At 39.3% G+C, this 22,942-nt stretch carries 26 protein-coding genes and 1 pseudogene; 16 read left to right on the top strand and 11 right to left on the bottom strand.

The window, feature by feature from the left end; genetic code table 11:
* The first annotated feature begins 455 nt into the window (after positions 1-455).
* The 6 genes from ACQKL5_RS08110 (at position 456) to ACQKL5_RS08085 (ending at position 5,552) form a co-directional block, all read left to right on the top strand.
* On the top strand, positions 456-1,181 hold the full coding sequence (locus tag ACQKL5_RS08110) for a ZIP family metal transporter (RefSeq protein WP_427607819.1): 726 nt from the start codon (positions 456-458) through the stop codon (positions 1,179-1,181).
* A gap of 364 nt (positions 1,182-1,545) precedes the next feature.
* Positions 1,546-2,220, top strand: coding sequence for a DUF969 domain-containing protein (locus ACQKL5_RS08105; RefSeq protein ID WP_427607817.1), 675 nt, complete (start codon positions 1,546-1,548; stop codon positions 2,218-2,220).
* A gap of 36 nt (positions 2,221-2,256) precedes the next feature.
* Positions 2,257-3,219 (top strand): DUF979 domain-containing protein, encoded by a 963-nt coding sequence (locus tag ACQKL5_RS08100; protein WP_427607816.1) that lies wholly within the window; start codon positions 2,257-2,259, stop codon positions 3,217-3,219.
* An 11-nt stretch (positions 3,220-3,230) separates the two neighbouring features.
* Positions 3,231-3,878, top strand: a complete 648-nt coding sequence (pcp, locus tag ACQKL5_RS08095; protein ID WP_427607815.1) for a pyroglutamyl-peptidase I — start codon at positions 3,231-3,233, stop codon at positions 3,876-3,878.
* A 375-nt stretch (positions 3,879-4,253) separates the two neighbouring features.
* Entirely contained in the window at positions 4,254-5,141 is an 888-nt protein-coding gene (locus ACQKL5_RS08090; RefSeq protein WP_427607813.1) for a peptidoglycan DD-metalloendopeptidase family protein, read from the top strand.
* 165 nt (positions 5,142-5,306) lie between these two features.
* On the top strand, positions 5,307-5,552 hold the full coding sequence (locus tag ACQKL5_RS08085; RefSeq protein WP_427607812.1) for a hypothetical protein: 246 nt from the start codon (positions 5,307-5,309) through the stop codon (positions 5,550-5,552).
* Positions 5,553-5,745: 193 nt separating this feature from the next.
* Here ACQKL5_RS08085 and ACQKL5_RS08080 read toward each other — a convergent pair whose 3' ends face one another.
* Genes ACQKL5_RS08080 through ACQKL5_RS08065 form a run of 4 tightly spaced genes read right to left on the bottom strand, consistent with a single transcriptional unit; the run spans position 5,746 to position 8,672 of the window.
* Positions 5,746-6,426, bottom strand: a complete 681-nt coding sequence (locus tag ACQKL5_RS08080) for an N-acetylmannosamine-6-phosphate 2-epimerase (RefSeq protein WP_427607811.1) — start codon at positions 6,424-6,426, stop codon at positions 5,746-5,748.
* A complete protein-coding gene (locus ACQKL5_RS08075; RefSeq protein ID WP_427607810.1) occupies positions 6,416-7,303 on the bottom strand; it encodes an ROK family protein in 888 nt (295 codons plus the stop codon). The genes ACQKL5_RS08080 and ACQKL5_RS08075 overlap by 11 nt, the downstream gene beginning before the upstream one ends.
* Before the next feature lie 9 nt (positions 7,304-7,312).
* Positions 7,313-7,984 (bottom strand): FadR/GntR family transcriptional regulator, encoded by a 672-nt coding sequence (locus tag ACQKL5_RS08070; protein WP_427607808.1) that lies wholly within the window; start codon positions 7,982-7,984, stop codon positions 7,313-7,315.
* A complete protein-coding gene (locus ACQKL5_RS08065; RefSeq protein ID WP_427607806.1) occupies positions 7,971-8,672 on the bottom strand; it encodes a FadR/GntR family transcriptional regulator in 702 nt (233 codons plus the stop codon). The genes ACQKL5_RS08070 and ACQKL5_RS08065 overlap by 14 nt, the downstream gene beginning before the upstream one ends.
* Before the next feature lie 173 nt (positions 8,673-8,845).
* Here ACQKL5_RS08065 and ACQKL5_RS08060 point away from each other — a divergent pair, with 173 nt between their 5' ends.
* The 4 genes from ACQKL5_RS08060 (at position 8,846) to nagB (ending at position 13,501) form a co-directional block, all read left to right on the top strand.
* On the top strand, positions 8,846-9,715 hold the full coding sequence (locus ACQKL5_RS08060) for an N-acetylneuraminate lyase (RefSeq protein ID WP_427607805.1): 870 nt from the start codon (positions 8,846-8,848) through the stop codon (positions 9,713-9,715).
* A gap of 147 nt (positions 9,716-9,862) precedes the next feature.
* Positions 9,863-11,401, top strand: coding sequence for a sodium:solute symporter (locus tag ACQKL5_RS08055; protein ID WP_427607803.1), 1,539 nt, complete (start codon positions 9,863-9,865; stop codon positions 11,399-11,401).
* A 179-nt stretch (positions 11,402-11,580) separates the two neighbouring features.
* Complete coding sequence (gene nagA / locus ACQKL5_RS08050) at positions 11,581-12,777, top strand: N-acetylglucosamine-6-phosphate deacetylase (RefSeq protein WP_427607802.1); 1,197 nt, start codon at positions 11,581-11,583, stop codon at positions 12,775-12,777.
* Positions 12,764-13,501, top strand: coding sequence for a glucosamine-6-phosphate deaminase (gene nagB, locus ACQKL5_RS08045; protein ID WP_427607801.1), 738 nt, complete (start codon positions 12,764-12,766; stop codon positions 13,499-13,501). The genes nagA and nagB overlap by 14 nt, the downstream gene beginning before the upstream one ends.
* A 96-nt stretch (positions 13,502-13,597) precedes the next feature.
* Here nagB and ACQKL5_RS08040 read toward each other — a convergent pair.
* Positions 13,598-13,702, bottom strand: a pseudogene (locus ACQKL5_RS08040) (oxidoreductase); the annotation flags it as partial.
* Positions 13,703-13,708: 6 nt separating this feature from the next.
* Complete coding sequence (locus ACQKL5_RS08035) at positions 13,709-14,389, bottom strand: TetR/AcrR family transcriptional regulator (RefSeq protein ID WP_427607799.1); 681 nt, start codon at positions 14,387-14,389, stop codon at positions 13,709-13,711.
* Between the two features lie 137 nt (positions 14,390-14,526).
* Here ACQKL5_RS08035 and ACQKL5_RS08030 point away from each other — a divergent pair, with 137 nt between their 5' ends.
* A complete protein-coding gene (locus tag ACQKL5_RS08030; protein WP_427607797.1) occupies positions 14,527-15,879 on the top strand; it encodes an MATE family efflux transporter in 1,353 nt (450 codons plus the stop codon).
* 199 nt (positions 15,880-16,078) lie between these two features.
* On the opposite strand, the gene ACQKL5_RS08025 is transcribed toward ACQKL5_RS08030, so the two are convergent.
* Both ACQKL5_RS08025 and ACQKL5_RS08020 read right to left on the bottom strand, forming a co-directional pair.
* Positions 16,079-16,495: a hypothetical protein gene (locus ACQKL5_RS08025; protein ID WP_427607796.1), complete on the bottom strand. Its 417-nt coding sequence runs from the start codon at positions 16,493-16,495 to the stop codon at positions 16,079-16,081.
* A gap of 2 nt (positions 16,496-16,497) precedes the next feature.
* Positions 16,498-16,695, bottom strand: coding sequence for a helix-turn-helix transcriptional regulator (locus ACQKL5_RS08020; protein ID WP_427607794.1), 198 nt, complete (start codon positions 16,693-16,695; stop codon positions 16,498-16,500).
* A gap of 360 nt (positions 16,696-17,055) precedes the next feature.
* Here ACQKL5_RS08020 and ACQKL5_RS08015 point away from each other — a divergent pair, with 360 nt between their 5' ends.
* On the top strand, positions 17,056-18,450 hold the full coding sequence (locus ACQKL5_RS08015; RefSeq protein WP_427607793.1) for a right-handed parallel beta-helix repeat-containing protein: 1,395 nt from the start codon (positions 17,056-17,058) through the stop codon (positions 18,448-18,450).
* Positions 18,451-18,590: 140 nt separating this feature from the next.
* Here the strand turns inward: ACQKL5_RS08015 and ACQKL5_RS08010 are convergent, their stop codons facing one another.
* Entirely contained in the window at positions 18,591-19,067 is a 477-nt protein-coding gene (locus tag ACQKL5_RS08010; RefSeq protein WP_427607791.1) for a hypothetical protein, read from the bottom strand.
* A 209-nt stretch (positions 19,068-19,276) separates the two neighbouring features.
* Positions 19,277-20,128 (bottom strand): DUF2785 domain-containing protein, encoded by an 852-nt coding sequence (locus tag ACQKL5_RS08005; RefSeq protein ID WP_427607789.1) that lies wholly within the window; start codon positions 20,126-20,128, stop codon positions 19,277-19,279.
* Between the two features lie 204 nt (positions 20,129-20,332).
* Here ACQKL5_RS08005 and blaOXA point away from each other — a divergent pair, with 204 nt between their 5' ends.
* A complete protein-coding gene (blaOXA, locus tag ACQKL5_RS08000; protein WP_427607787.1) occupies positions 20,333-21,145 on the top strand; it encodes a class D beta-lactamase in 813 nt (270 codons plus the stop codon).
* Between the two features lie 111 nt (positions 21,146-21,256).
* Here the strand turns inward: blaOXA and ACQKL5_RS07995 are convergent, their stop codons facing one another.
* A complete protein-coding gene (locus ACQKL5_RS07995; protein ID WP_427607785.1) occupies positions 21,257-21,466 on the bottom strand; it encodes a hypothetical protein in 210 nt (69 codons plus the stop codon).
* Between the two features lie 253 nt (positions 21,467-21,719).
* Here ACQKL5_RS07995 and ACQKL5_RS07990 point away from each other — a divergent pair, with 253 nt between their 5' ends.
* From ACQKL5_RS07990 to ACQKL5_RS07980, 3 genes are all read left to right on the top strand, one after another.
* Entirely contained in the window at positions 21,720-21,926 is a 207-nt protein-coding gene (locus tag ACQKL5_RS07990) for a hypothetical protein (protein WP_427607784.1), read from the top strand.
* A 162-nt stretch (positions 21,927-22,088) separates the two neighbouring features.
* Positions 22,089-22,316 carry a DUF3953 domain-containing protein gene (locus ACQKL5_RS07985; RefSeq protein ID WP_427607782.1) on the top strand — a complete coding sequence of 76 codons (228 nt, stop codon included), beginning with the start codon at positions 22,089-22,091 and terminating at the stop codon, positions 22,314-22,316.
* 169 nt (positions 22,317-22,485) lie between these two features.
* A complete protein-coding gene (locus ACQKL5_RS07980) occupies positions 22,486-22,752 on the top strand; it encodes a CPCC family cysteine-rich protein (RefSeq protein ID WP_427607781.1) in 267 nt (88 codons plus the stop codon).
* The last annotated feature ends 190 nt before the right edge of the window (positions 22,753-22,942 follow it).

Below are 22,942 nucleotides of genomic sequence, written 5' to 3'. Positions count from 1 at the left end.
TATGTAGAACACTGATGTCCCCCCAATGATAGCAAATCGTTAAATGAGAAAATTGTCGTATTATAGGACGGAAAACTTGCTTGATCATAAATGAATAGATTGTAGGAAAGTTATATTTGGCAAAATAAGGAATAATACCTTCTCTTTTTTGAACATATGTGGTCATTCATAGAAAAAATATGCTAATTTACGAGGGCCAAAAGAACTTTCCTTGCGCGAGATAATGAAAAATGGTAGGAAAGGATGAAAACCACCAATTGATCACCTTCAGATTGATACATAATGGGGTAGTGAATTTTCTAGCAGATTGCCAATGATGAGGGGTAAATCGTTGTAATCATCCATTCCAAAAGTAAATCGCCTCGTGATCACGGGTATAGGCATTTAGGGTGGATTTCGTTTTATCAAGGGTATTAATGGGTATTAACCTATTAAAAAGGAAATGAGGAAAATTCATGTGGAATGCGGTCTTCTGGGGTGGGGTTTCAGGTTCAGCCGTTTTGCTTGGGGCCCTTGCCGCTCTTTTTGTGCCAATCAAGAAGCAGATAATTGGGTATATTATGGCGTTTGGGACAGGTGTTTTAATCGGTGCAGCGGCCTATGAATTATTAGGCGATTCCGTTCGTGATGGGGGAATCCTAGCAACTTCGATAGGTTTTATAGCAGGTGCAGCGGTATTTACTGTCTTGGATTTTCTCGTTTCAAAGAAGGGGGCATCTAGTAGGAAACGCTCCAATCATTCTTCATCGAAGGAAGCGGGCCTGGCAATCTTCATTGGGACCGTGATGGACGCGATACCGGAGTCGATCATGATCGGGGCCAGCTTGATTAGTGGAGGAACTGTTAGTTGGTTGCTTGTCATCGCCATTTTTATCAGCAACATTCCAGAAGGACTTTCCAGTACAACGGGGTTAATGAATAGCCACTATTCGAAGAAGAAAATCATGGCTCTCTGGTTTTCTGTCTTGTTGATTTCGGCGCTCTCATCAATGGGAGGGTATCTTTTTCTCAATCATGCATCAGAAGCTATGATGGCAGGGGTGGCGGCCTTTGCAGGTGGCGGAATTATTGCCATGGTTGCTTCCACCATGATGCCTGAAGCGTATGAAGACTCAGGCCCCATCACGGGTATTTTCGCTGCGGCAGGCCTGCTTGTTTCATTAGTTCTTGATTCGATGTAAGTGGAAGTTAATACACCAAAATAAGAAGCGTATCCAAGTTAACCCGGATATGCTTTATTTCCGTTGGAATGACCATCTGGAGATTTTTATTGCTTTGAATTCTATGTATGATGAGATCCCTCCATACAATATATTGAAATAAGATATAGGAGGTTGCATATGGAAGGTGGGTAGCTGACTCTTCAGGGGATTATGCCTTAAAAATTAATTGGAAGGGTCTGTAAATCCAATAATAGACTGATATTTTTGAATAAATATTCACTTATGTAAATAAAAAAATATTTTAAAAATTCTTAATTTAATGTACAATACATGTAGTTAATATTTTTGTAGAGTAGTATTAATAAGAAGAAAGGGGATACGTATGGTACTCATTGGTGTTCTTTTAATCATGATTGGATTCTTACTTAGAATCAATTCGGCAGTGGTGGTAACGATTTCCGCACTTGTAACAGGGATGATTGCCGGTATTCCCATTACCAGTATTATTACGCAATTTGGTGAAGCATTTACAACTAATAGGTACATGTCTATTCTCATAGTCACACTTCCGGTTATTGGGCTGCTTGAGAAAAATGGTCTCCAGCAGCAAGCTTCAAGGATTGTATCGAAAATTAAAGCTATCACTGTTGGTCGAGTATTGACCATGTATCTATTAATCAGGGAAGTCGGAGCTGCTCTTGGCTTAAACAGTCTTGGTGGTCATCCCCAGACTGTACGTCCGCTAATTGCCCCAATGGCAGAAGGGGCTGCTCAAACAAAATACGGTAAGCTACCTGAGAAAGAGCAACAGGAAATCCGTGCACACGCAGCGGCTACCGATAATATCGGCTTGTTTTTCGGCGAAGATATTTTCGTCGCGGTAGGTGCCATTCTATTGATGAACGGATTCTTTGAACAGAACAATATCCCTGCTGACCCAATATCCATGGCATTATGGGGAATTCCTACTGCCATATTCGCTTTTATCGTACATGCCATTCGTCTCCGTATGTTTGATAAAAGGCTGGACAAGCGCTTGGGCAGTCGTGGTAAATAACAAAAAAACAACCAAAAGAAAGAGTGAGCATCCTTTATGATATTCTCAGTTGAAATGATTTACATATTGATGGGCATCATTGTTTTAGGTTGCTCCCTATATATTTTCAGTGACCGGACGAACAGTCGCCGGTTGACTACAGGAAGCTTTTACTTGATTTATTCCATTACATTAATGTTCGGTAAAGTTATTCCACCATTTTATATTGGGCTTATGGTCATATTTATGGTTCTCATTATTGTAGGTGGGGGATTAAAGAAAAGCGAACATATTGAAGAAAGCATTGCTGTAAAGGAAGAGCGAAGAAAACGACTTGGCGGACGGCTTTTTCTGCCTGCCATCTTGATTCCTATTCTAACTTTGGCTGGTTCTAAGCTACTAAACGGAGTGGAAATTGGCGGTAAGGCATTGTTGGATCCATCTAATGTAACGATGGTTGCATTAGGCCTGGCGTGTTTGATCGCCATTATTGTTGCAATGTGGATGACTCGAGGAACACCTACAGGAGCTGTGAAAGAATCACGTCGCCTGCTTGAATCCATTGGTTGGGCTGTATTATTGCCACAACTACTTGCAACATTGGGAACGATTTACATGAATGCAGGAGTTGGTACAGTCGTATCCAAAGTGGTGACAGCCATCATTCCAGAAGATTCGCTGCTTTTGATTGTTATCATTTTCTGTCTTGGTATGACTATTTTCACGATGATCATGGGAAATGCCTTTGCTGCCTTCCCAGTCATGGCTGCAGGAATCGCCATCCCTTTTCTAATCAATCAATTTGATGCTAATCCCAATCATATAGCTGCCATATCTATGTTTGCGGGGTATTGTGGAACCTTGATGACACCGATGGCTGCCAACTTTAATATAGTGCCGGCAGCCTTGCTGGACTTGAAAGATAAGAACCATGTCATAAAAGTTCAAGTTCCAACAGCTTTGGCGGTATTAGCGTTCAATATCATACTTATGTACATACTTGTTTCATTAGAAATATAGGAGGGGACGGCATGAAGCAAAAAGTGTTATTAACCGGGTTTGATCCCTTTGGTGGCGAAAGGGTGAACCCTTCCTGGGAAGCGGTAAAACAGTTACATGGAGAGGTTATTGATGATGTGACTCTAGTTGCTGAACAAGTTCCAACTGTATTCGGGAAATCAGTTGAAGTATTGGAGCAACTTATCCAGGAGCATAATCCTGACATCGTGATCTGTGTAGGACAAGCCGGGGGGCGGCTTCACATCACACCAGAACGAGTGGCAATCAATGTGGATGATGCTAGGATTCCAGATAATCAGGGAAACCAACCAATTGATGAGGCGATTGTAGACAAAGGCCCAGTAGCCTATTGGTCTCAGCTTCCCATCAAAAGAATGGTAGAAAACATGAAGGAAAGCAACATTCCTGCATCGGTATCACATACTGCCGGAACGTTTGTATGCAATCACATCTTCTATGGATTAATGAACTATATATCCCGAACCGAATCAAACATCCGGGGTGGATTTATCCATATTCCTTTCATTCCGGAGCAGACCATTCATAAAGAAGCGCCTAGTTTAAGCCTTGAGACAATTGTTAAGGGTATAAAAATAGCTGCTGTCACAGCGGCTAAACATGAATCGGATATCCATACGGTAGGCGGGACGACCCATTAATTCTAATAATTGATTTACTTGTTTAGTGACATGTCATAATGGATCTCATGTTTATGATGTAGTTGTGCTTTTGCTGTTGAGCAGAGTGCAATTCATCCTATCATGAGGTTTTTTTGCGTTGAAAACTCCTTTTCAATCACAGGAATGGCACTCATTGAGGAAAAAAGCCGTTCTCTTCATTTTATTAGTATATATACAATAAATGGTAAAGAGTCGTGGTATAATTTCACTGTTGGATGGTCAGACTTTCATGGCTTATTCTTTCCATGATATTAAATCAGGGAAAGAAACTTACATGCATCTCAAGGACCTAAAATCCAAGTTGAAGGTTCGCACTTTTTTTCTACTCATCTTTTAATAAAGGGAGAGCTTATTTTGAAAGCAGCCATTCAGAAAATTGGTTACATAAATTGCGTAGTAATAGGATTCCTTCTATTGTTATGGATCGGTGTCTTTTTAATTGGAGGGATAGTGGGTGCCTATTCATGGACCCTACTCAAACTAGTTCTACCCTTTATAGGGGCAATTGGTTTGTTAATAAATGTAGTCTTTTTTATTATTCTACTATCAAGAAAAAGGAAAAAAACAAAGGTCGTCTTTAATGCCATGGTGAATCTATTAATGTTTTTCCCAATATTAATGACGATGAACATCATTCCTTTTGCTTATCCCAATACCGTTGAACATGCGCAACCAGCGGTCACTGTAAATTTCCCTTTAAGGGAACAAACAGTAATTGGTTGGGGTGGGCAGCAGGTTAAAGATAACTTACCCCATGCCATATGGTCATCCGAGAGATGGGCATATGACTTAGTGATGGAACCATTCAATATGAACAGTGATAACAACGAAGATTACGGTATTTGGAATAAAGAAGTTCATTCACCTGTTTCTGGTGTAGTCAGTGCCACATATGAGGGTGAAGCTGATATTACGCCAGGTTCAGAAGACTTTCATTCATTGGAGGGTAATTACGTATACATAGAAATAGAAGAGACAGGTACCTATCTACTACTAAACCATTTGAAGAAAGATAGTGTCGTAGTTAAGGTAGGAGAAAAAGTGAAGCCAGGTGATCTATTGGGACGTGTAGGGAATAGTGGTTCGTCCTCGGAGCCACATTTGCATATCCACCATCAAAGACAAAATCCAACCAAGACTATTCATCCTGTATTGGCAGAAGGACTTCCTTTGTTTTTTGAAGGGATAAGTGGTAGTTCAATGCCAGTAAAAGGTGATAGTATAGCACCGGAAACTAAATGACAAGAACTTCTTTAATAGTCTTTTAAATGGCAGTACTCAATGTTCTTTTGTTAAGGCTGTTTTCGTAAACTTTGTTGATTTTATAATGGATTTTAGATGTAATATAATTATGGTAATAAAAGGTTAAGCTTATTTACTGATAAATAGAATAAAGGGGAATTTACTTTGTATTTGTTAATATCAATTATTTTATCTGTTATATTAGGTTATCTATTGCTTATGATGGGACCTTTGGTTGGTGGCTTCCTTGCTTTTGGGATAGTTGCTGGCACCCTATTTAGAGGGCTTTATCTAGTAAACGACATACATAAAAGACTATCAAAAGATGCACCAAAACCAGACAAAGCAAAAGAGACTTATGAAAACTATTTGAAAGAGAAAGAAGATAAAGAAGATAAAGACCGAGGGTAGAGAATTTTCTCTATCTTTTTTTGATTACACAGCACATCGCATTATACCGACCTTCGTACAGTATGGGCAAGAAAGCAACAGTCTATAAGAAAACAGCGTTTGTTAATTATAGAGATTGATAGTACCTGCCTGTTTCAAAGGAGCCAAGAGAATAAAACTCGCACATTCCGTGAATATGCGAGTTCATTACAAATCAGGCTTTCAATTGATTGACGAAAAGTTGCGTAATGTCCTTTGGACGTGTGATTGCCCCGCCGACGACGCTCGAATGAGCACCTAGATCCATGCACCTTTTATACATGTCGGGTGTCATCACATTTCCTTCCGCGATAACAGGGATGTTCACCTGTTGGAGAACCTGCTTTAAAAAATCAAAGTCATTGTCATAGAGTTTACTTCCAGACGTTTCTTCCGTGTAACCATGTAGTGTCGTGGAAATACAATCAAATCCTAATTTCTCGGATTGGATGGCGTCCTCTAAAGTTGCTATATCTGCCATGAGTTGAATGGAAGGATTCTTTTCTCTAGCATATTTCACTAGATCACCTAGAGGAATGTTGTCTGGCCGAGGACGATGTGTAGCATCCATGGCAATCATTTCACAGCCGCTATCTAGCAACTCGTCGATCTCCTTAAACGTGGCGGTTATAAACACAGAACTATTGTCATAATCGCGTTTGACGATACCGATTACAGGCAAATCCACTTCTTTCTTTATCGCAATAATATCTACTTTAGAGTTGGCCCGAATGCCTTTTGCCCCGCCTTGCTTTGCGGCCAATGCCATTTTGGACATGATGAAAGAACTATGTAGAGGCTCATTGGGTAAGGCCTGACAGGATACGATTAAACCACCGTTAACTTTATTTAACATGAACTTTTTCCTCCTTGAAAAATGGATAGATCGCCCCGTATAGGGAGGCGTCGTTATATAATTGAGCGATTTTTAATTTTGTCTTTAAAAACCCATTGGGAAGAAACTGGGGCAGTTGTTTCTGGATATGGTCTAATAAATAGGTACCTTGGCGAGAGATTCCTCCGCCTATGAGGATACAGGCCGGGTCCACCATAAGGATGATTTGCGCCAATCCATTGGCCACTTCTTTACTCCATGATTCAATGAGGGTAAGATATGGCTCTTCACCGAGCTTGGCTTTCTCAAAGACTTCCTCCGTTGAGACACCGTTGCCTAGCTCTTCTTCAATCATTCTATTTAAAGCGGAAGTGGATGCCCTCGATTCATAGTTAGATTGTGTATTCGGATCATATAAAAGATATCCGACCGAGTGTGCTTGATGATGCGCTCCATCCATGATCTTATTATGGTAATAGGCCCCGCCGATCCCTGTCCCTAGCGTAATGCAGAAGACATCGTTTTCCTTTTGGGCAGCACCTTGCCAAAGCTCACCGATCAACGCCGCATTCACATCATTTTCTACAGAGATGGGTAAATGGAATTTTTGAGATAAATGTGCTTTAAATGCGGTGCCTTTATAATTTTTAATCGTTGGGCCAGCATAGATGATCTCCCCTTTTTCTCGGTCGACAATCCCCGCTGTACTAATGCCCACGCCCCTGATCTCCGTATGTTCGGAAACAGAGGAAATGATGGATTCCACTTGTTCTAGTATGTCGTTATCGTTATTTTCTTTCGTGGCTATCTTTTGGTGCCCATGCAAATGTTTTTGTTCATTCAAGAGGGCATATTTAATAAAAGTACCGCCGATATCGATCGATAAATAATCAGCCATTTTATCTCCCTACACTTTCGTTTGTTTAATATGGTTAATGAGTAGTATTTTGGCTTGCTCACCGTTCCCGGCAAGGAGTGCTTCGACAATGTTTTTATGCTCATTTATTATCAATTGATATTCTTCGAGTGTTATATTATGGTGTTGAATTTGGAAAAAATAACTGGTAATCATATTTGTCATTTGAATGAATAAATCATTATTGGTTGCTTGCAGAAGCTGTTTGTGAAATAAGGCATCTGCTTCTTTGAATTCAACTTGGGTTGTGGCACTTTCGCTTTCTTCGACGATTTCCTTTAAACGTGATAATTCGTCCATTTTATGATGGTTGACGATTTCATCGATGGCGCTTGATTCAAATATAACTCTCAAACCGAGAATATCGCGGGTATTCCCGCTATTTATTTGCCATAAAAAGAAGAAATTATCTAAAAGGTTTTCGATGTTGGATTCGTTCAAAAACGCACCCTGACCTTGCCTAATGCGTATGACATCCGTATTTTCAAGATAGCTCAAGGCTTCTCTGACCACCGACCGGCTTACACCGAACATTTCCGTAAACTTACGCTCAGTAGGGAGTTGATCGCCTGCTTTTAAGTTTTGCGAAATAATATAATGTTTAATTTCCTGGATGACCGTTTTCTTAAGTGGCTTTTTTTCAGCCGTATTAATGGGTTCCATTTGTCTCCTCCAAAGTATTGATAAAACGAAAAACAGGTTGGAAATGTTCCTTCAATACACGTTGTGCTTCTGGCAAGTTTTTCTGGTTGATCGCTTCGATGATTTGTTTATGCTGTTTATATGAATCTATCAGTGTATCCTCTTTTTCCAAGAAATCGATTATAACAAGTGCGAAATACTCACTGATTACTTCGCTAAACTTAAAATAGGTCTCATTATTCGTTGCCTTGATTATGGCTTGATGAAATAAGCGGTCGGTATTTTTCGTGTCTTGCTTTTTCATGATCGCATCATGATACGATTCATTGAGGGAATGGAGGTGACTGGTATCCACATCAACTTGTTTCTCGATGATTAATCTTAATGCCCCCAACTCAATGATTTCCCTGATCTCCATTAACTCTTTCATCTTCACGCCATACGTGTCGTAATAATGTTTTAATATCGTATGGATCGAATCAAATGTAGGTTCAGCAATATAAACGCCGCCGCCTGGCTTTACAGTCAAGATTCCAACCGTTTGGAGGGAGATTAACGCTTCTCTTACCACCGTCCGGCTCACTTGCAGTTGTTCGACAAGCTCCTTTTCTGTTAGAAACTTATCATTCGGCTTCAATTTATTTTCTACGATATGGTTCTTGATTCTTTCCATCGCGATTGTGACCAATGAGGTCTTGTGTATTGCCACGTAATCACTCCTTTATCTATGTCTACCATATTGAGGAATTGAAGGAAAGTAATTACTAAAATTGGTTGACATTTTTATCAAAGGATTTTATGATGAATTTGTAAATCAAATTGGTCTGACAATATTATATCTTTATTATCTGAATTTTTCAAATCACATTAGGGGGTTAAGATATGAAGGGGTTATTTTCAGCATTACTCATCCCATTTGACGAAAATGGAAAGATCATCGAGCAAGGGTTACGTGAGATTGTTAGACAAAATATTGATGTTCAAAAAGTGGACGGGCTGTACGTCAATGGTAGCTCAGGTGAAAACTTCATGCTATCTACCAATCAAAAAAAGCGAATTTTCGAAATTGTCAGTGAAGAGAATAAAGGTGAAGTGAAGCTGATAGCCCAGGTAGGGTCAATCAACCTGGATGAAGCCGTTGAACTGGGGCAATATGCGACAGAGCTTGGCTATGATAGCTTATCTGCCGTCACGCCATTTTACTATAAGTTCAATTTTGAAGAAATCAAACATTACTATGAAACAATCATTGATAATACGGGCAACAATATGATCATTTATGCAATTCCATTCCTAACGGGTGTATCCATGAACATGGATCAATTCGAGGAACTCTTCCAAAATGAGAAAATCATCGGCGTGAAGTATACGGATGGAGACTTCTATCTATTGGAACGACTTCGTAAGAGATTCCCGGATAAATTGATTTATTCTGGATTCGATGAAATGCTGATCTATGGAGCGATTTCCGGAGTGGATGGGGCAATAGGTAGTACATATAACATAAACGGCCTACGGTCTAGACAAATTCTAGAATTAGCTCAAGCAGGCAAAGTGGCAGAAGCTTATGAAATTCAGCATGTAACAAATGACCTGATTGAAAAAGTGCTGGATCTCGGATTATATCAAACGTTGAAAGAAGTACTGAATGTAAAAGGCATTCAAGCTGGTACGGTTAAAAAACCAATGTCATCATTTGATGCAAGTAAAAGAGCAGAAGTGGAACAACTCGTAAAAGAGTTTAATTTATAAGATAGACATACATATCTGAATGATTCGCAAGTTTAACTATCTGAATTTTCCGTAAAGAAAAGACTGTTCCCCTAGTAGTGGGGACAGTCACCTTTAGTATCTTTAGGAAAGCGCTTTTAATTAGATTTTATGATGAGGGGTGTATATATGGGGGAGATTAGTTTTGGTGTGGCCAACTGGGCGGTAATGGTCGTCTATTTACTAGCGATGTTAGCAGTGGGACTTTATTTTACAAAAAAATCGAGCAAGAATACCGATGCATTCTTTACGGCAGGAGGGAAAATTCCTGCTTGGGCAGCAGGATTCAGTATTTATGCAACAACGTTAAGCGCGATTACGTATATGTCGACGCCAGAACAGGCATTTTTATCTGATTGGACCTATGCAGCAGGTAATCTATCAATTCTGGCCATCATACCTGTCTTGATCTATTTTTATATTCCTTTCTTCAGAAAGCTGAATGTAACGACGGCTTATGAATACCTAGAAGAACGCTTTGGTGTATCCCTTCGTGTTATTGGAAGTTTACTATTCACACTTTTCCACATCGGTCGTATCGCCATTGTCGTCTACTTGCCAACACTTGCGATCACACTCGTTTCGGATATAAACCCCTTCATCATTGCGGTAGCGGTTGGCGGGTTATGTATTGTGTATACGTTCTTAGGAGGAATAGAAGGCGTCATTTGGAGCGATGTTATTCAAGGTATCATCCTCTTAGGCGGCGCCATCTTGCTGGTCGTCCTAGGAATCGGTGCTATTGATGGCGGGCTCTCTACCGTTATCAACGATGCGGTAGATAACAAGAAATTGGTAACGGCAGACAGTTTTAAATTCAGTGCCGTCACGGCAGCCATCCCGATTATCTTCTTAGGATCCATCTTTAATAATTTGCACCAATATACAGCGAGTCAAGACGTTGTCCAACGGTATCAAACGACTAGTTCCATAAAAGAGACCAATAAGTCTTTATGGACGAATGGAATTTTGGCTCTTATCACAATTCCTGTCTTTTTTGGATTTGGTACCGTCCTTTATAGTTACTATACGAATGTTGAAGCGTTGCCGGAAGGATTCAATACTTCAGCCATTGTGCCGTATTTCATTGTATCGAGTTTACCAGCGGGGGTAGCGGGGTTACTGATTGCAGCCATTTTCGCGGCTTGTCAATCCACCATCTCATCCAGTTTAAATAGTATTTCTGCTTGTATAACGGTCGATTTTAAGCAAAGATTTTTAGGTAAAAACGAAAAAAGTGATGTAGTAATGGCCAGAGTTGTCATTATCGTTTCTGGTATACTGGGCATGGCAGCAGCTTTATATCTTATTTCAAGTAATCAAGCTGAAACATGGAATTTATTCTTGGCTATAACAGGGCTGTTCGGTGTTCCGATTGCCGGTATTTTTGCACTTGGGATATTCACGAAACGCGCCAACACACCTGGCGTATTAATCGGACTCGTGTTAAGTGCAATTACGTCCTATTTTGTGAAACAAACAGACATGACACCGTTCATCGTTAGTATCGTCGCGTTCTTTACTTCTTTTGCATTCGGTTATATAGTAAGTTTGTTATTCCCTAAGTTCAACAAGAATACGACAGGGCTTACTATTTATAGTAAGAATGAAGAATATGTGAAGCCGCAAGTGGGGTCTTCCCCTTATTCTAAGTCTAAAGCGATATAAGGTATCGGAATTATATAAGGAAATAGCCAGTCATTTAAGATGATTGGCTATTTCAATACTTTTACAAAATCAGGAATATGTTGTATGAATAAGGTTAGAACGATTTGCCATGTCTTCAGTGGTGAAAATACAATAGATCGGGAAAGGAATATCTTGTGAATACAAACCAAGCAAAGAGCATGATTTTTAAGAATATCACGATTTATAGTGAAGAAGAAATCATCGAACGTGGGTACCTACTTACTAATGATGATAAAATCGTGGCCTTTGGATCCATGGGAAATTTAGATGACATTCATGAAGAAGCAGAGGTCATCGATTTTACCACTTTTCAAGGGTATAAAGTGATACCGGGGATGATCGATATCCATATACATGGTGTAGACGGAGCCGATACAATGGACGCCACACAGGATGCATTACATACTATGGCGACAGCTCTTCCAAGAGAAGGAACAACAAGCTTTCTAGCTACTACCATGACGCAGTCACCCGAAGCCATCGAGAAAGCGCTAATCAATGCCGGTCAATACATTCAAGAGCAACAGCCACCAGGATTAGCCGAAATACTTGGCCTTCATCTGGAAGGCCCTTTCGTCAATCCGAAGATGGCAGGCGCGCAACCCGAACAATATATGATGAACCCAGATCTGCATATCTTTAAAAAATGGAACGTATTATCCAAGAATACGGTCAAAGTCGTGACGCTTGCACCGGAACAGCCGGGAGGAAGTGAATTCATCAAGTATCTAAAAGAACATGGAATTGTCGCTTCCATTGGACATACGGATGCCACGTACGATGAAGTGGATCAAGCCATTTCGGATGGTGCAACCCAAGTCACACATCTTTTTAATCAGATGAGAGGGCTGCATCATCGTGAACCGGGAGTTGTGGGAGCTGCCCTTTTGCGGGATGAGTTGAAAGCCGAACTGATTATAGATGGCGTTCATGTTCGCCCGGAAATCGTCAAGCTTGCCTATAAACAGAAAACACAAACCGGATTGATTCTAATCACCGATTCCATGCGGGCGAAGTGTTTGAAAAACGGAACCTATGATTTAGGTGGCCAGGACGTCACGGTGAAAGATGGCAAGGCGGTTCTTGCGGACGGAACACTGGCAGGAAGCATATTGAAGATGGGGCAAGCGGTTAAGAACTTACTATCCTATACAAATTGTTCACTTGAAGAAGCCGTTGAAATGGCGTCATTGAATCCGGCTAAACAGCTTCGTCTTGATGAGAAAAAAGGAAGCATTAAAGTGGGAAAAGATGCGGACTTGGTCATTTTAAACGAAGGAAATGAAGTGGTTATGACCATCTGTAGAGGACAGATTGCATTTAGTAGAATGGAGGTTGAGTATGGAGATCATTGAAGCGAAGAACTACGATGAAATGAGCGAGAAAGCGGCACAACTTATTCTGGCCAAAGTAAAACAGGAATCATCTCTAGTGTTAGGTCTCGCGACTGGGGGAACGCCGGTAGGGACGTATGAACACTTGGTGAAGGATTATCAAGAAAATGGTACCTCCTATCAGCATGTTCATACAGTGAATCTGGATGAATATGTGGGAGTCGAAAAAGAAAACCCGACTAGTTATCATACTTATATGAAAGAACATCTCTTTCAACATATTGATATTCCCAGCCAACAAACTCATTTGCCAAATGCCATGGCGAACGACTTGCAAGCGGAATGTCAAAAATATGAGGAACTTATTGAAAAGCTTGGCCGGATAGACCTTCAGCTCTTGGGCATTGGGGTCAATGGGCATATTGGCTTCAATGAGCCAGGTACTTCTTTTGCGTCCACGACGAATGTTGTTGAACTTACAGCCTCAACACGGGAAAAGAATGCCTGTTACTTTGATAACCCTTTCGACGTACCCACACATGCTGTGACGATGGGGATCTCGACCATTATGAAGAGTAAACAAATCGTGCTTCTTGTCTCCGGAAAGCAAAAGGCGCAGATTTTATTTAAGCTGCTAACTGAACCTACAAATGAACAAGTCCCAGCCTCCATCTTAAAACAACATGATCATGTGGTGATTATTGCTGATCAGGAAGCTTTGATGGAAATTAAGCAAATTAGATAAGGATCACATAGATGACAATCTTAAAAAGCAAAGGCATTAACCATTTTGAAAGAGAAAAATGGTTAATGCCTTTATTGGTATTCTACACATCTATCATTACGTACCCGTTGGTCTTACTATGATTTCATTTACAGCAACATCCTCAGGCTGTTCAATGGCAAAAAGGATGGTACGAGCAATGGAATTGGGTGAAATAGAGATGAGATACTAATTATCCTGATCCTTCATCACTTGCTCAATCCCTGAGAGAATCAGTTTCAATCCGAACTCAAACGAACTATCGGTCCCCATCAGGCCGAACAGCCCATTTGTGAACATCCTCCGGAACAGTCCTGCATCCGTCTCGCTCATGGAGTCCAGAAGGCGATTCACCTCCTCACCCGGCTCCATATCCTGGTCCTTCATGATGGCAGAAACATTGCGCTCATGCTGATAATCATCTAGAACGAAGTAGTAGACATAATTTACAAGCGTGGTAACGACTTGGATTTTCTGCTCTTGCTCAAGCGTCGTCGATTCCACACAAAGCAGCATACGGTTGGTGAACCGGATAATGTCCGGTTCGTGGGGCAGCGTCATCATCATGAGCTGCGTAGAACAGGGATATCGGCTAAGCACACTCCGTATCGTTACGGCTAGCACCATCAGTTGCTCCTTCCAGTCCCCGTCGGAGTGAAACTCCTCGAGGATCACTTTGGATACATGGTTGGCCAGTCGCTGGTAGAGATTCTGCTTGCTTTTGAAGTACCAGTACAGAGAAGGCGCCTGAATCCCAAGCCTGGTTGCTAATCGTCTCAAGCTGAATTTCTCAATGCCCTCCTCCCCCAGAAGCTCCCATGAAGCCTCTAAGATTTTATCCTCCGAAATCTGTGGTTGCTGCTTTTTCATCGGTATGCCTCCTTGTAACTAACAGTGTAAGTTTATCCTTTACAGGTTCATAGGTTTATGATAGCATCTAATACTGTTAGGGGCAAACTAACACCGTTAGACTCTAGCGATAATAAATGATGAAAGTGGTGACCCACATGGATGCAGAAAACCTCTATTATTTTGAAAAAGCACCGGTAGCAAAAGCCGTAACCCACTTCGCTGTACCGATGATGATAGGCACGTCAATGAGTGTGATATATTCAATCTTGAATGCCTATTTCCTTGGTACACTACACAATACTGCCATGTTAACCGCACTTGCACTAACCTTGCCGTTATTTGCGATCATTATGGCGTTAGGCAACTTGATTGGCATGGGTAGCGGGACATTCATTTCCCGTTTGCTGGGAGAGAAAAAATATGATGATGTAAAACATGTTTCTTCATTCGCTTTTTACAGTAGTTTAGTCCTCGGTCTTATCGTGATGGCCGTCGGTCTACCGTTGATTGATTCAATCGTTCATGGCCTGGGGGCAACGCCTGACTCCTTCGGTTTTACGAAGGAATATGTCACGATTATGCTTATTGGTTCACCATTCCTCGTATTATTCTTTACGCTGGAAAACATCGTACGCTCCGAGGGTGCAGCAATCATGTCGATGATTGGAATGATACTCAGTATTGTTGTAAATATTATCCTGGATTCGTTTGTCATTTTCGTATTACATTTGGACGTGATCGGCGTTGCAACTGCAACGGTCATTTCCAACGCGGTTGGAAGTATATTCTACGCCTTCCATATGGGATATAAGAGTCAATTCTTAACCGTCTCCGTAAAATGGTTCAAGGCTACTAAGGACATTCTGAGCAATGTATTAAAAATCGGTATTCCCATCTTTATTATGAGTATTTTTTTGGGTGCAATGTCGCTCATCTTTAACCATTTTCTTGTTGAATATGGAGATCAAGCTGTAGCGGCATTCGGAATTTCATCACGATTATTGCAATTTCCTGAGTTTATTCTGATGGGCTTATGTGAGGGAGTCGTGCCGTTGATTGCCTTCTCATTTACAGCGAATAAATTACGCATGAAGAATACCATTGGTTTTACAATCAAAGCGATTGTGGCGTTAGCAGTCTTGTTCGGTGTCATCGTCTATTTGATTTCTGACCACTTAATTGGCTTATTTACAAATAACCCGCAATTAATTGAAATGGGTAGCTACATTCTACATGTGACGTTTTTATCCTTGTTCATTACAGGTATGACCACATTGTTTACCGGGATCTTCCAGGCAACAGCGCAAGGAACTGCCGCGTTCATTATGTCAATTATTCAAGGGATTACCCTGATTCCTGTGTTGTTTATCGCCAATCAAATGAACGGCTTCCAAGGGGTGATCTGGTCGCTTGTCATTGCTGATGCCATCACGTTTCTTGTTGGTGCCGTCATGCTGTATATGCTGCGGAATAAATTGCAACCGGATTTAGATGATTTAGTACATTAAAAACATAAACGCCTATTAAAGAAGGAAAAGGGAATTCGTAAAGATTGTTGCTATCAGCTATATAAAACAGGGACAGCTATAGTTTAGCTGTCCCTGTTATTGAACGAACGCACCCGTTAGTTTAAGCGAAATATCTGACAAATCATTAACTAAAAGGTATATTACATCTAAATAAATTCGTCTAACAAATAAAACATAATTACATTTCCTTTTGAAACTTATTCATAAAATAAATTCCCAACACAGTGTATAGAAGAAAAACAGCAACAGAAAAAATAATCGTCCAAAGTGGAGCATCAATTAGGATTAAAACAAAGGCAATACCTATGATAAACCACTGTACAATATCTCCTGCCATTGCTTTAGCTCGATATCGAATGATGGTATTTCTTTCATCTTTAAACTCTATTTCATTATGTTTCATTACTTCTGGATTTTTCTTTTCGTAACGTATCATAAAAATATTTGCGATACTCATCCCAAATAAACCAGCACCTATTCCAATACATAATCCAGCAATTGTTTTTACGTCGTCCCCATTAAAGATAAAGCTAATGCCAATTAAAATTAGCCCAATTATTAAAGTGATTACATAAAATGATGTTTTCTTTAACACGATTACTCCTCCTCATAAATGAATATTTCTTCAATCGACATATCAAAAAAACGTGATATTTTGAAGGCTAAAATAATAGATGGATTATATCGTCCATTTTCTAAAGAACCAATTGTTTGTCTAGAAACTTCTAAAGCTGTTGCAAGTTCTTCTTGTTTAATTCCACGTTCTTTCCTTATCATTTCTAATCTGTTTTTCAAATGCTATCCCTCCTAAAGGAAAGTTAACTTTCCATTTCAGTATACACTATCTTAGAAAAATGACAAGCTTGCTTTCCGTATTTGCTATGTATCTTATTCAACTAAACTGCACCGTTAGTTGAATAAGATAAGGTATCTATTTTTTATGTACATGAATAGGGAAAAGGGTTTTTGAGAGAATTTATTCGGCTTGGAACGTAAGTGAGCGATGAGCAGGTGAAGGTGTAGCTTGTATTATTCGAAGGTTCTATCTATTGTGAGAGAAAGGGTTACTTCGTCGATTCTGTTTTTATGGGACTAAAAAGAGGAAACTGAAAAAGTGATGCTCTGAACCGAAATAAACAAAAGGGGGGGACATCTATGAACAAAAAAGTGAGAACCTCGATGGTTATTTTGTTGGCCTTGTGTGTAGGGCTTGTCCTGTTTGGAATGGCAAATCAAGCTACTTCGAAAAATGAACTGTATGTGTCTTCCGGCGGGGATGACAAAAATGCGGGAAGTAAGAAAGAGCCTTTAAGGAGCATACAGAAAGCCGTCACTTTAGCGAAACCCGGTACAACTGTCTTTGTAAGAAAAGGAATCTACAATGAACAAGTCGTCATACGGAATTCCGGGAAAGAGAACGCCCCAATCATCATTAGGGCCTATCCAAAAGAAAAGGCGGTCATCGATGGAAAGGGCCTTAAGGTTTCGTGGGACAACGAGGGCTTGGTATCAATTCATAATAAAAGCTATGTCACCATCGATGGATTAGAAATCAAAAATTATAAAACAGAAAAAGAAGAGGTAGTGCCAATTGGAATATCCGTAAGCGGGAGCGGAAAAGGTATCCATATCTTACGTAACCATATCCATCATATTGAAACACACCACAAAAACGGAAATGCTCATGGGATTGCCGTTTATGGCACCAAAGCACCGCAGGCTATTAAAGATATCACTATTTCGGGCAACAAACTGGAAGAGATGAAACTGGGTGCCAGTGAAACGTTGGTGCTGAATGGTAATGTATCGAACTTCCAGGTTACCAATAACACGGTCAGGAGAAATGACAATATCGGCATCGATATTATTGGGTTTGAAGGCGTGTCTCCTGTTGGAAAATTTGATCAAGCAAGAAACGGTCTCATCAGTAACAACACGGTTTATGAAATATCCAGTTACGGAAATCCAGCCTATGGAAACCAATATGCGGCTGGCGGAATCTATGTCGATGGTGGTAAAGATATCGTTATCGAGAAGAATAAGGTATATAAAAACGATATAGGGATAGAAGCGGCTAGCGAACATAAGGGCAAAGTCACAAGTTCTATCACGATACGAAACAATTCGATTTACGATAATAGAAGTGCTGGCATTGCAATAGGTGGGTATGACAGCAGAAGAGGAAGCACGGAAAACAGTATAATCACCGACAATGTCCTGTATAAAAATGATACAAAATATCAAGATGGCGGACAGATATTACTCCAATCGCATACAAAAAATAATCGAATCGAAAAAAACATCATGGTCGCGGGTAAGTCCAATCTCCTTATCAGCAACCCTTTCAAGCAAAACGAAGGGAATACAATAGATAACAATGTCTATTATCTAAATAGGGGAGAGAAAGAAACACGTTGGATATGGAAAACGGAAGAAATCGAAGGGTTCTCTGCCTATAAAAAGAAAAGTCTCCAAGACAAAAACAGTATCTTTCGGAAGCCGAAGTTCGTGAATGAAAGCAAACGCGATTTACGGATCATGTCCAAATAAAGGCTAAAGGTGATGATGATAACTCATTATAATCTTTAGCCACACCTTTTTAGTAGGCTCTTTTAAATTGGAAAGCTGATAATTATAAAAACAAAGGGGAAACCAGATTGTTAAGGTTTCCCTTTGTTTTTATGACTAATCTATTTAATTTCCAAAACAAATGTGTAAGAAATTGTTCCGTTAGTCCATTCTGCTAATGCTTCATAGATATATTTACCTTTACTTGAAGGAAGGGTTAGTTGATTATCCTTATGTTCTATTTCTATTTCCCTTCCTTTTTTATTCCATAAATAAACTTGGATATTCGGATTTCCTTCAATCTTAATATCAACTTTTTGATTTGGCTTTGTGCTAATTGATTCTATATGCTCTGCCATTTGGTATGGAGATGCGTGGTCTGTTTGTACAACCTCAGTTTTTAAGCCTTTCTTTCTTTCCCATCTATAACTTCCGCTTTCAACCTGATATTCCTTACCATTAATTACGATTAGTCCATTAAGAGAAGGAGGGAACTCACTATCTATGTCTTCGATTGTTTTATCTACATTATTTGAACAACCCATAACCGATAATATTGATAAAATTAATATCATTATAAAGAAATATTTTAATCTCAAAATATCACCCCTTTGTAGCGAGAGTTTCTTTCACTTTATTGATTAAGCCGACACCATAGAGGAAGAAGGTTCAACATAACATTTAAACCATCTTTTTGAGTGTGGTAGTTTGAGCTTAATTTCCACTGAACACTTATTGTTTCTTGTAGTTGATTGTATCAAGGATTCAGGCAGGTATCATTTCAACAGAGCCTTTAATTAAAGTACCCTTACATTTCTTTTAGGCAATTTTCCATGCTCTTTTGTAGAGATAGCAAGCTGGGATCCTGCATAACCTTTATATAGAAGCTTTTTAAGAATCTCTTACAGTTAGCAAGTAAAAACCAATAGTTTTCTTCATCTAGATTGTCTTTCAGTAACCTTAGCTTTTCCGGTACATACTGAATATATGATTCTATTTCTTTAGTATCCAATCCGTTCTTTAACATTCCTAATATAGGCGTTAAAAGCCTTTCGTCTTCATCGTGGGCATAAACATAATTAGAGACAAATACCTTATTCCATATTGGATTAAGTATGTCTGCATACAACTCCTGATTTACCTTTGGACTTTCTACAAGTTGATTAAAGGCGTCGGCCACATGAGCAATACTATGAGCCCAACCTTTCGCAGAGACATATCCCCTTAAATCCATCTCGGAGTTCAAGTAATCAATTAATCTATCTTTTACTATATACACCATCTCAGGGGAGAGAAAATTGTCTTCATTGTCCTTGTACAAAATGAGTGCAATTAAAAGAGTAGTAAAAGACCTTGTGAACACAGTATCCGTTCCATTTTCACCAATTCCTTTAAATAATAATTCTCGTAAACACAAGTCGAGTATTTCCGTTAAAAGTTCAGGCTCAAGTAGATTTTTTTCTATAATGATCTGATAAAAAGAGCTATATATCAAATGGTCTCTAAGGTCACTATCAAGGGAACCAATATGTATAAGCATGGATTTGACTATCAAAACGTTACTTGCTTCTTCCCAGGTTTTCTCTCCATCCTTCATGTCCCGTAAGAATGTTTTCAGTTCATTTGCCTTCATCGGAACTGTGTTGGATAATACACTCATATTTTTCCCGCCTCTTTGGATTTTTTAAAAAATGATAGATAACTAGTGGGTGAACTTTTCTTTGCACTTTTGCACTAAAGTACCTAAAGGAAAAGTCTTCAAGTCCACGTGTTTATTTTACCATTAATATCCACTGGAATTTACAACATTCTTTACCATATTATTGATATAGTAGGGTGATAGAGTGACAGGGAGGAATCGAGTATGAATAAACGAAAGAATGTGGTGCTTTTTTTAGCGGTCATGAGTGCAGTTGTTCTATTCATTACAGGTATTCAGCTACCAAAGGAAGCAAATGCAGCCAAGGGAAACTTGAATCTTAAAAAACTCGAAGTCGATGAATTCTTTGCGAACCGTGATGGAACTTTCTTATTACGTGAAATGAAAAAAGGAAAAACATTCGTCTATAATCAGCAACGCGCGAATCAGCGGTTTGCACCGCAATCGACCTTTAAAGTGCCTAATTCATTGATTGGATTACAGGTAGGTGCAGTAGAAGACGAGTACGACATTAAATATTGGGATGGCGTTGAGCGGGAAATCGAAGCCTGGAACCGAGACCATACGCTTGGATCCGCGATGAGAAACTCCGTCGTTTGGTATTATCAAGCGATGGCTCGTGACATTGGTGAGGAGCAAATGTCGAAATGGGTGCGAAACATTTCATATGGCAACCAAGATATTAGTGGAGGCATTGATCAGTTTTGGTTAAGTAGTTCCCTTGAGATCTCCCCAATGGAGCAAGTAGGCTTTTTGGAAAAATTGTATGAAGAGAACCTTCCTTTTGATAAGAATGTAATGAAGACCGTAAAACGGATGATGATCCAACAAGAAGGGGAAACCTTCACCCTTTACGGGAAAACAGGGCAAGGGTCAGGCATTGGCTGGTATGTCGGTTTCATTGAAACAGATAATGGTTCGTATAGTTTTGCTACGAATATCGCTGGAACCAGCACGGACGCTAAAGCCATCACCATGGACATTTTAAAGAAATATAAATTAATGACTGGGGAATGAAACATCGAATAAGGGGATAAGATGTTGAAATTTGACATCTATCCTCTTTTTTTTATCTATATTTACTGAGCTATAGTGAGAATGATATTGTAGTTGAATAGTACACTTCAACTAATGGGGCAGGATATTGTGTTGCATACCTTTCAGGACCAGAATGTGTTTCTTGGTGAGCTTGAGCAGGTCCCCGACCCGCAGGCCGGACTCGCGACCTACAACAAACAGGAGATAATCAAGCTCCGAACAGTGGCTCTTCAACGCCCATTTCATTTCTTCAGGTTGCTGCTGATCACGGATCGGCAGCACATCTTTTTGTTTTGTCATGCTTCATCGACCTTTCTATCACGTCTCAAAATCGGTCTTCCGAACCCTTATGTATCAAGGATTTGAATGTACGATTTTTTCTCTTTTTTCAGTATAAAGAGAGAAAACGAAAAAAGTCAATGAAATCAAGGATTTGAATGTATGATAATTAATATAATCATACATTCAAATTCAAGAAAAAAAACTCACCTAATTTTGTTGAGAAGGTATTGTATAATAATGGTATATCATTTGATACAGGAGGATGAAATGTTTGAGTAATGGTACATGGTTTGCATCAGATAGTTTATATGTCCTTTTAACCTTATTCCCTATTATTATTTATTTGGTTCTTACTGGTTTTGCTATTTATTTTGTAATTAGGGTAATTAAGTTCATGAATGAAAAAATAATATTAGATCGAGAGAGAAATGAGAAGATTGATGAATTAATTAAGTTCAATCAAGGTATAAAAGATTAAATATTATATTTAATTCAAGAGGAAACGGGGGCATTAACGTCATAAAAGGACCGCCAATTGGCGGCCTTATGAACGTATGATTCTTAAACAAACCATACATTTGAATTCAAGTAAAAAAATACCCTTCTTTAACAATCAGTTTGGGTAAAGGGGGTTTTATAATTGCTAAAGCTTTTGCATATTATATTAGCAATAACTGTCATGTCACTTGCAGGGTATGCATTGATTACTGATGATTATACGATTCAACCATATATGATGTTATTTTTAAGTTTATCGATGCTCGTAATGGGATTAAGAGAATTTCAAAAGGGGCACAAAGGGTACGGCTGGTTAAGTATAGGTGTATTTATATTTATTTTAAATGTATCAATCATAAGTTTCTTATAGAAATAACGGGGGCGTTAGCTCCATAAGGAGGCAGCCAATTGGCTGCCTTTTGAATGTATGATTCTTAACATAATCATACATTCGAATTCAGATAAAAATTACCCTTGTTCAACTATTATCAGGACAGAATAGTTGAACAAGGGTATGGTATAGGTATTGGGGTGATTGTATGAAATATACTTGTCCATGTTGTGGTTATAAAACTTTAGATGAAGAACCTCCAGATACTTATGATATTTGTGAAATCTGTTTTTGGGAAGATGATAGTTACCAATATAAACATCCAGATGAGGATGGAGCAAATTATATTTCCTTTAGAGAAGCACAACAAAATTTCAAAAAATTTGGGGCTAAAGGTGAAAGAAGTTTACCTCATGTAAGAAAGCCTAATAAGTCTGATATAAAAGATCCAAATTGGAAACCTCTTGATTTTTAACTAACGGGGTGCATTAACGTCATAAAAGGGCTGCCAAGTGGCAGCCTTTTTGAATGTACGAGGCTTACACTAATCATCCATTCAAATTCAAGTAAAAAAATACTCTTGTTTAACTATCGGGCAGTTTTGTTGAATAAGGAGTCCATCATACTTAGTGCAGAGTAGAAAATTACAATCAAACATAAAACTT

Source organism: Peribacillus sp. NPDC097675 (assembly GCF_050277655.1).
GTDB lineage: Bacteria > Bacillota > Bacilli > Bacillales > DSM-1321 > Peribacillus.
Note: the sequence above shows the minus strand (reverse complement) of the source record. Positions and strands in the feature narration are given on the sequence as shown.

Coding starts and splice junctions, on each gene's coding strand:
- ACQKL5_RS08110 (WP_427607819.1), top strand. CDS start 456: ATGTGGAATGCGGTCTTCTGGGGTGGGGTTTCAGGTTCAGCCGTTTTG.
- ACQKL5_RS08105 (WP_427607817.1), top strand. CDS start 1,546: ATGGTACTCATTGGTGTTCTTTTAATCATGATTGGATTCTTACTTAGA.
- ACQKL5_RS08100 (WP_427607816.1), top strand. CDS start 2,257: ATGATATTCTCAGTTGAAATGATTTACATATTGATGGGCATCATTGTT.
- pcp (WP_427607815.1), top strand. CDS start 3,231: ATGAAGCAAAAAGTGTTATTAACCGGGTTTGATCCCTTTGGTGGCGAA.
- ACQKL5_RS08080 (WP_427607811.1), bottom strand. CDS start 6,426: ATGTTAAATAAAGTTAACGGTGGTTTAATCGTATCCTGTCAGGCCTTA.
- ACQKL5_RS08075 (WP_427607810.1), bottom strand. CDS start 7,303: ATGGCTGATTATTTATCGATCGATATCGGCGGTACTTTTATTAAATAT.
- ACQKL5_RS08070 (WP_427607808.1), bottom strand. CDS start 7,984: ATGGAACCCATTAATACGGCTGAAAAAAAGCCACTTAAGAAAACGGTC.
- ACQKL5_RS08060 (WP_427607805.1), top strand. CDS start 8,846: ATGAAGGGGTTATTTTCAGCATTACTCATCCCATTTGACGAAAATGGA.
- ACQKL5_RS08055 (WP_427607803.1), top strand. CDS start 9,863: ATGGGGGAGATTAGTTTTGGTGTGGCCAACTGGGCGGTAATGGTCGTC.
- nagA (WP_427607802.1), top strand. CDS start 11,581: ATGATTTTTAAGAATATCACGATTTATAGTGAAGAAGAAATCATCGAA.
- nagB (WP_427607801.1), top strand. CDS start 12,764: ATGGAGATCATTGAAGCGAAGAACTACGATGAAATGAGCGAGAAAGCG.
- ACQKL5_RS08035 (WP_427607799.1), bottom strand. CDS start 14,389: ATGAAAAAGCAGCAACCACAGATTTCGGAGGATAAAATCTTAGAGGCT.
- ACQKL5_RS08030 (WP_427607797.1), top strand. CDS start 14,527: ATGGATGCAGAAAACCTCTATTATTTTGAAAAAGCACCGGTAGCAAAA.
- ACQKL5_RS08015 (WP_427607793.1), top strand. CDS start 17,056: ATGAACAAAAAAGTGAGAACCTCGATGGTTATTTTGTTGGCCTTGTGT.
- ACQKL5_RS08005 (WP_427607789.1), bottom strand. CDS start 20,128: ATGAGTGTATTATCCAACACAGTTCCGATGAAGGCAAATGAACTGAAA.
- blaOXA (WP_427607787.1), top strand. CDS start 20,333: ATGAATAAACGAAAGAATGTGGTGCTTTTTTTAGCGGTCATGAGTGCA.
- ACQKL5_RS07995 (WP_427607785.1), bottom strand. CDS start 21,466: ATGACAAAACAAAAAGATGTGCTGCCGATCCGTGATCAGCAGCAACCT.
- ACQKL5_RS07980 (WP_427607781.1), top strand. CDS start 22,486: ATGAAATATACTTGTCCATGTTGTGGTTATAAAACTTTAGATGAAGAA.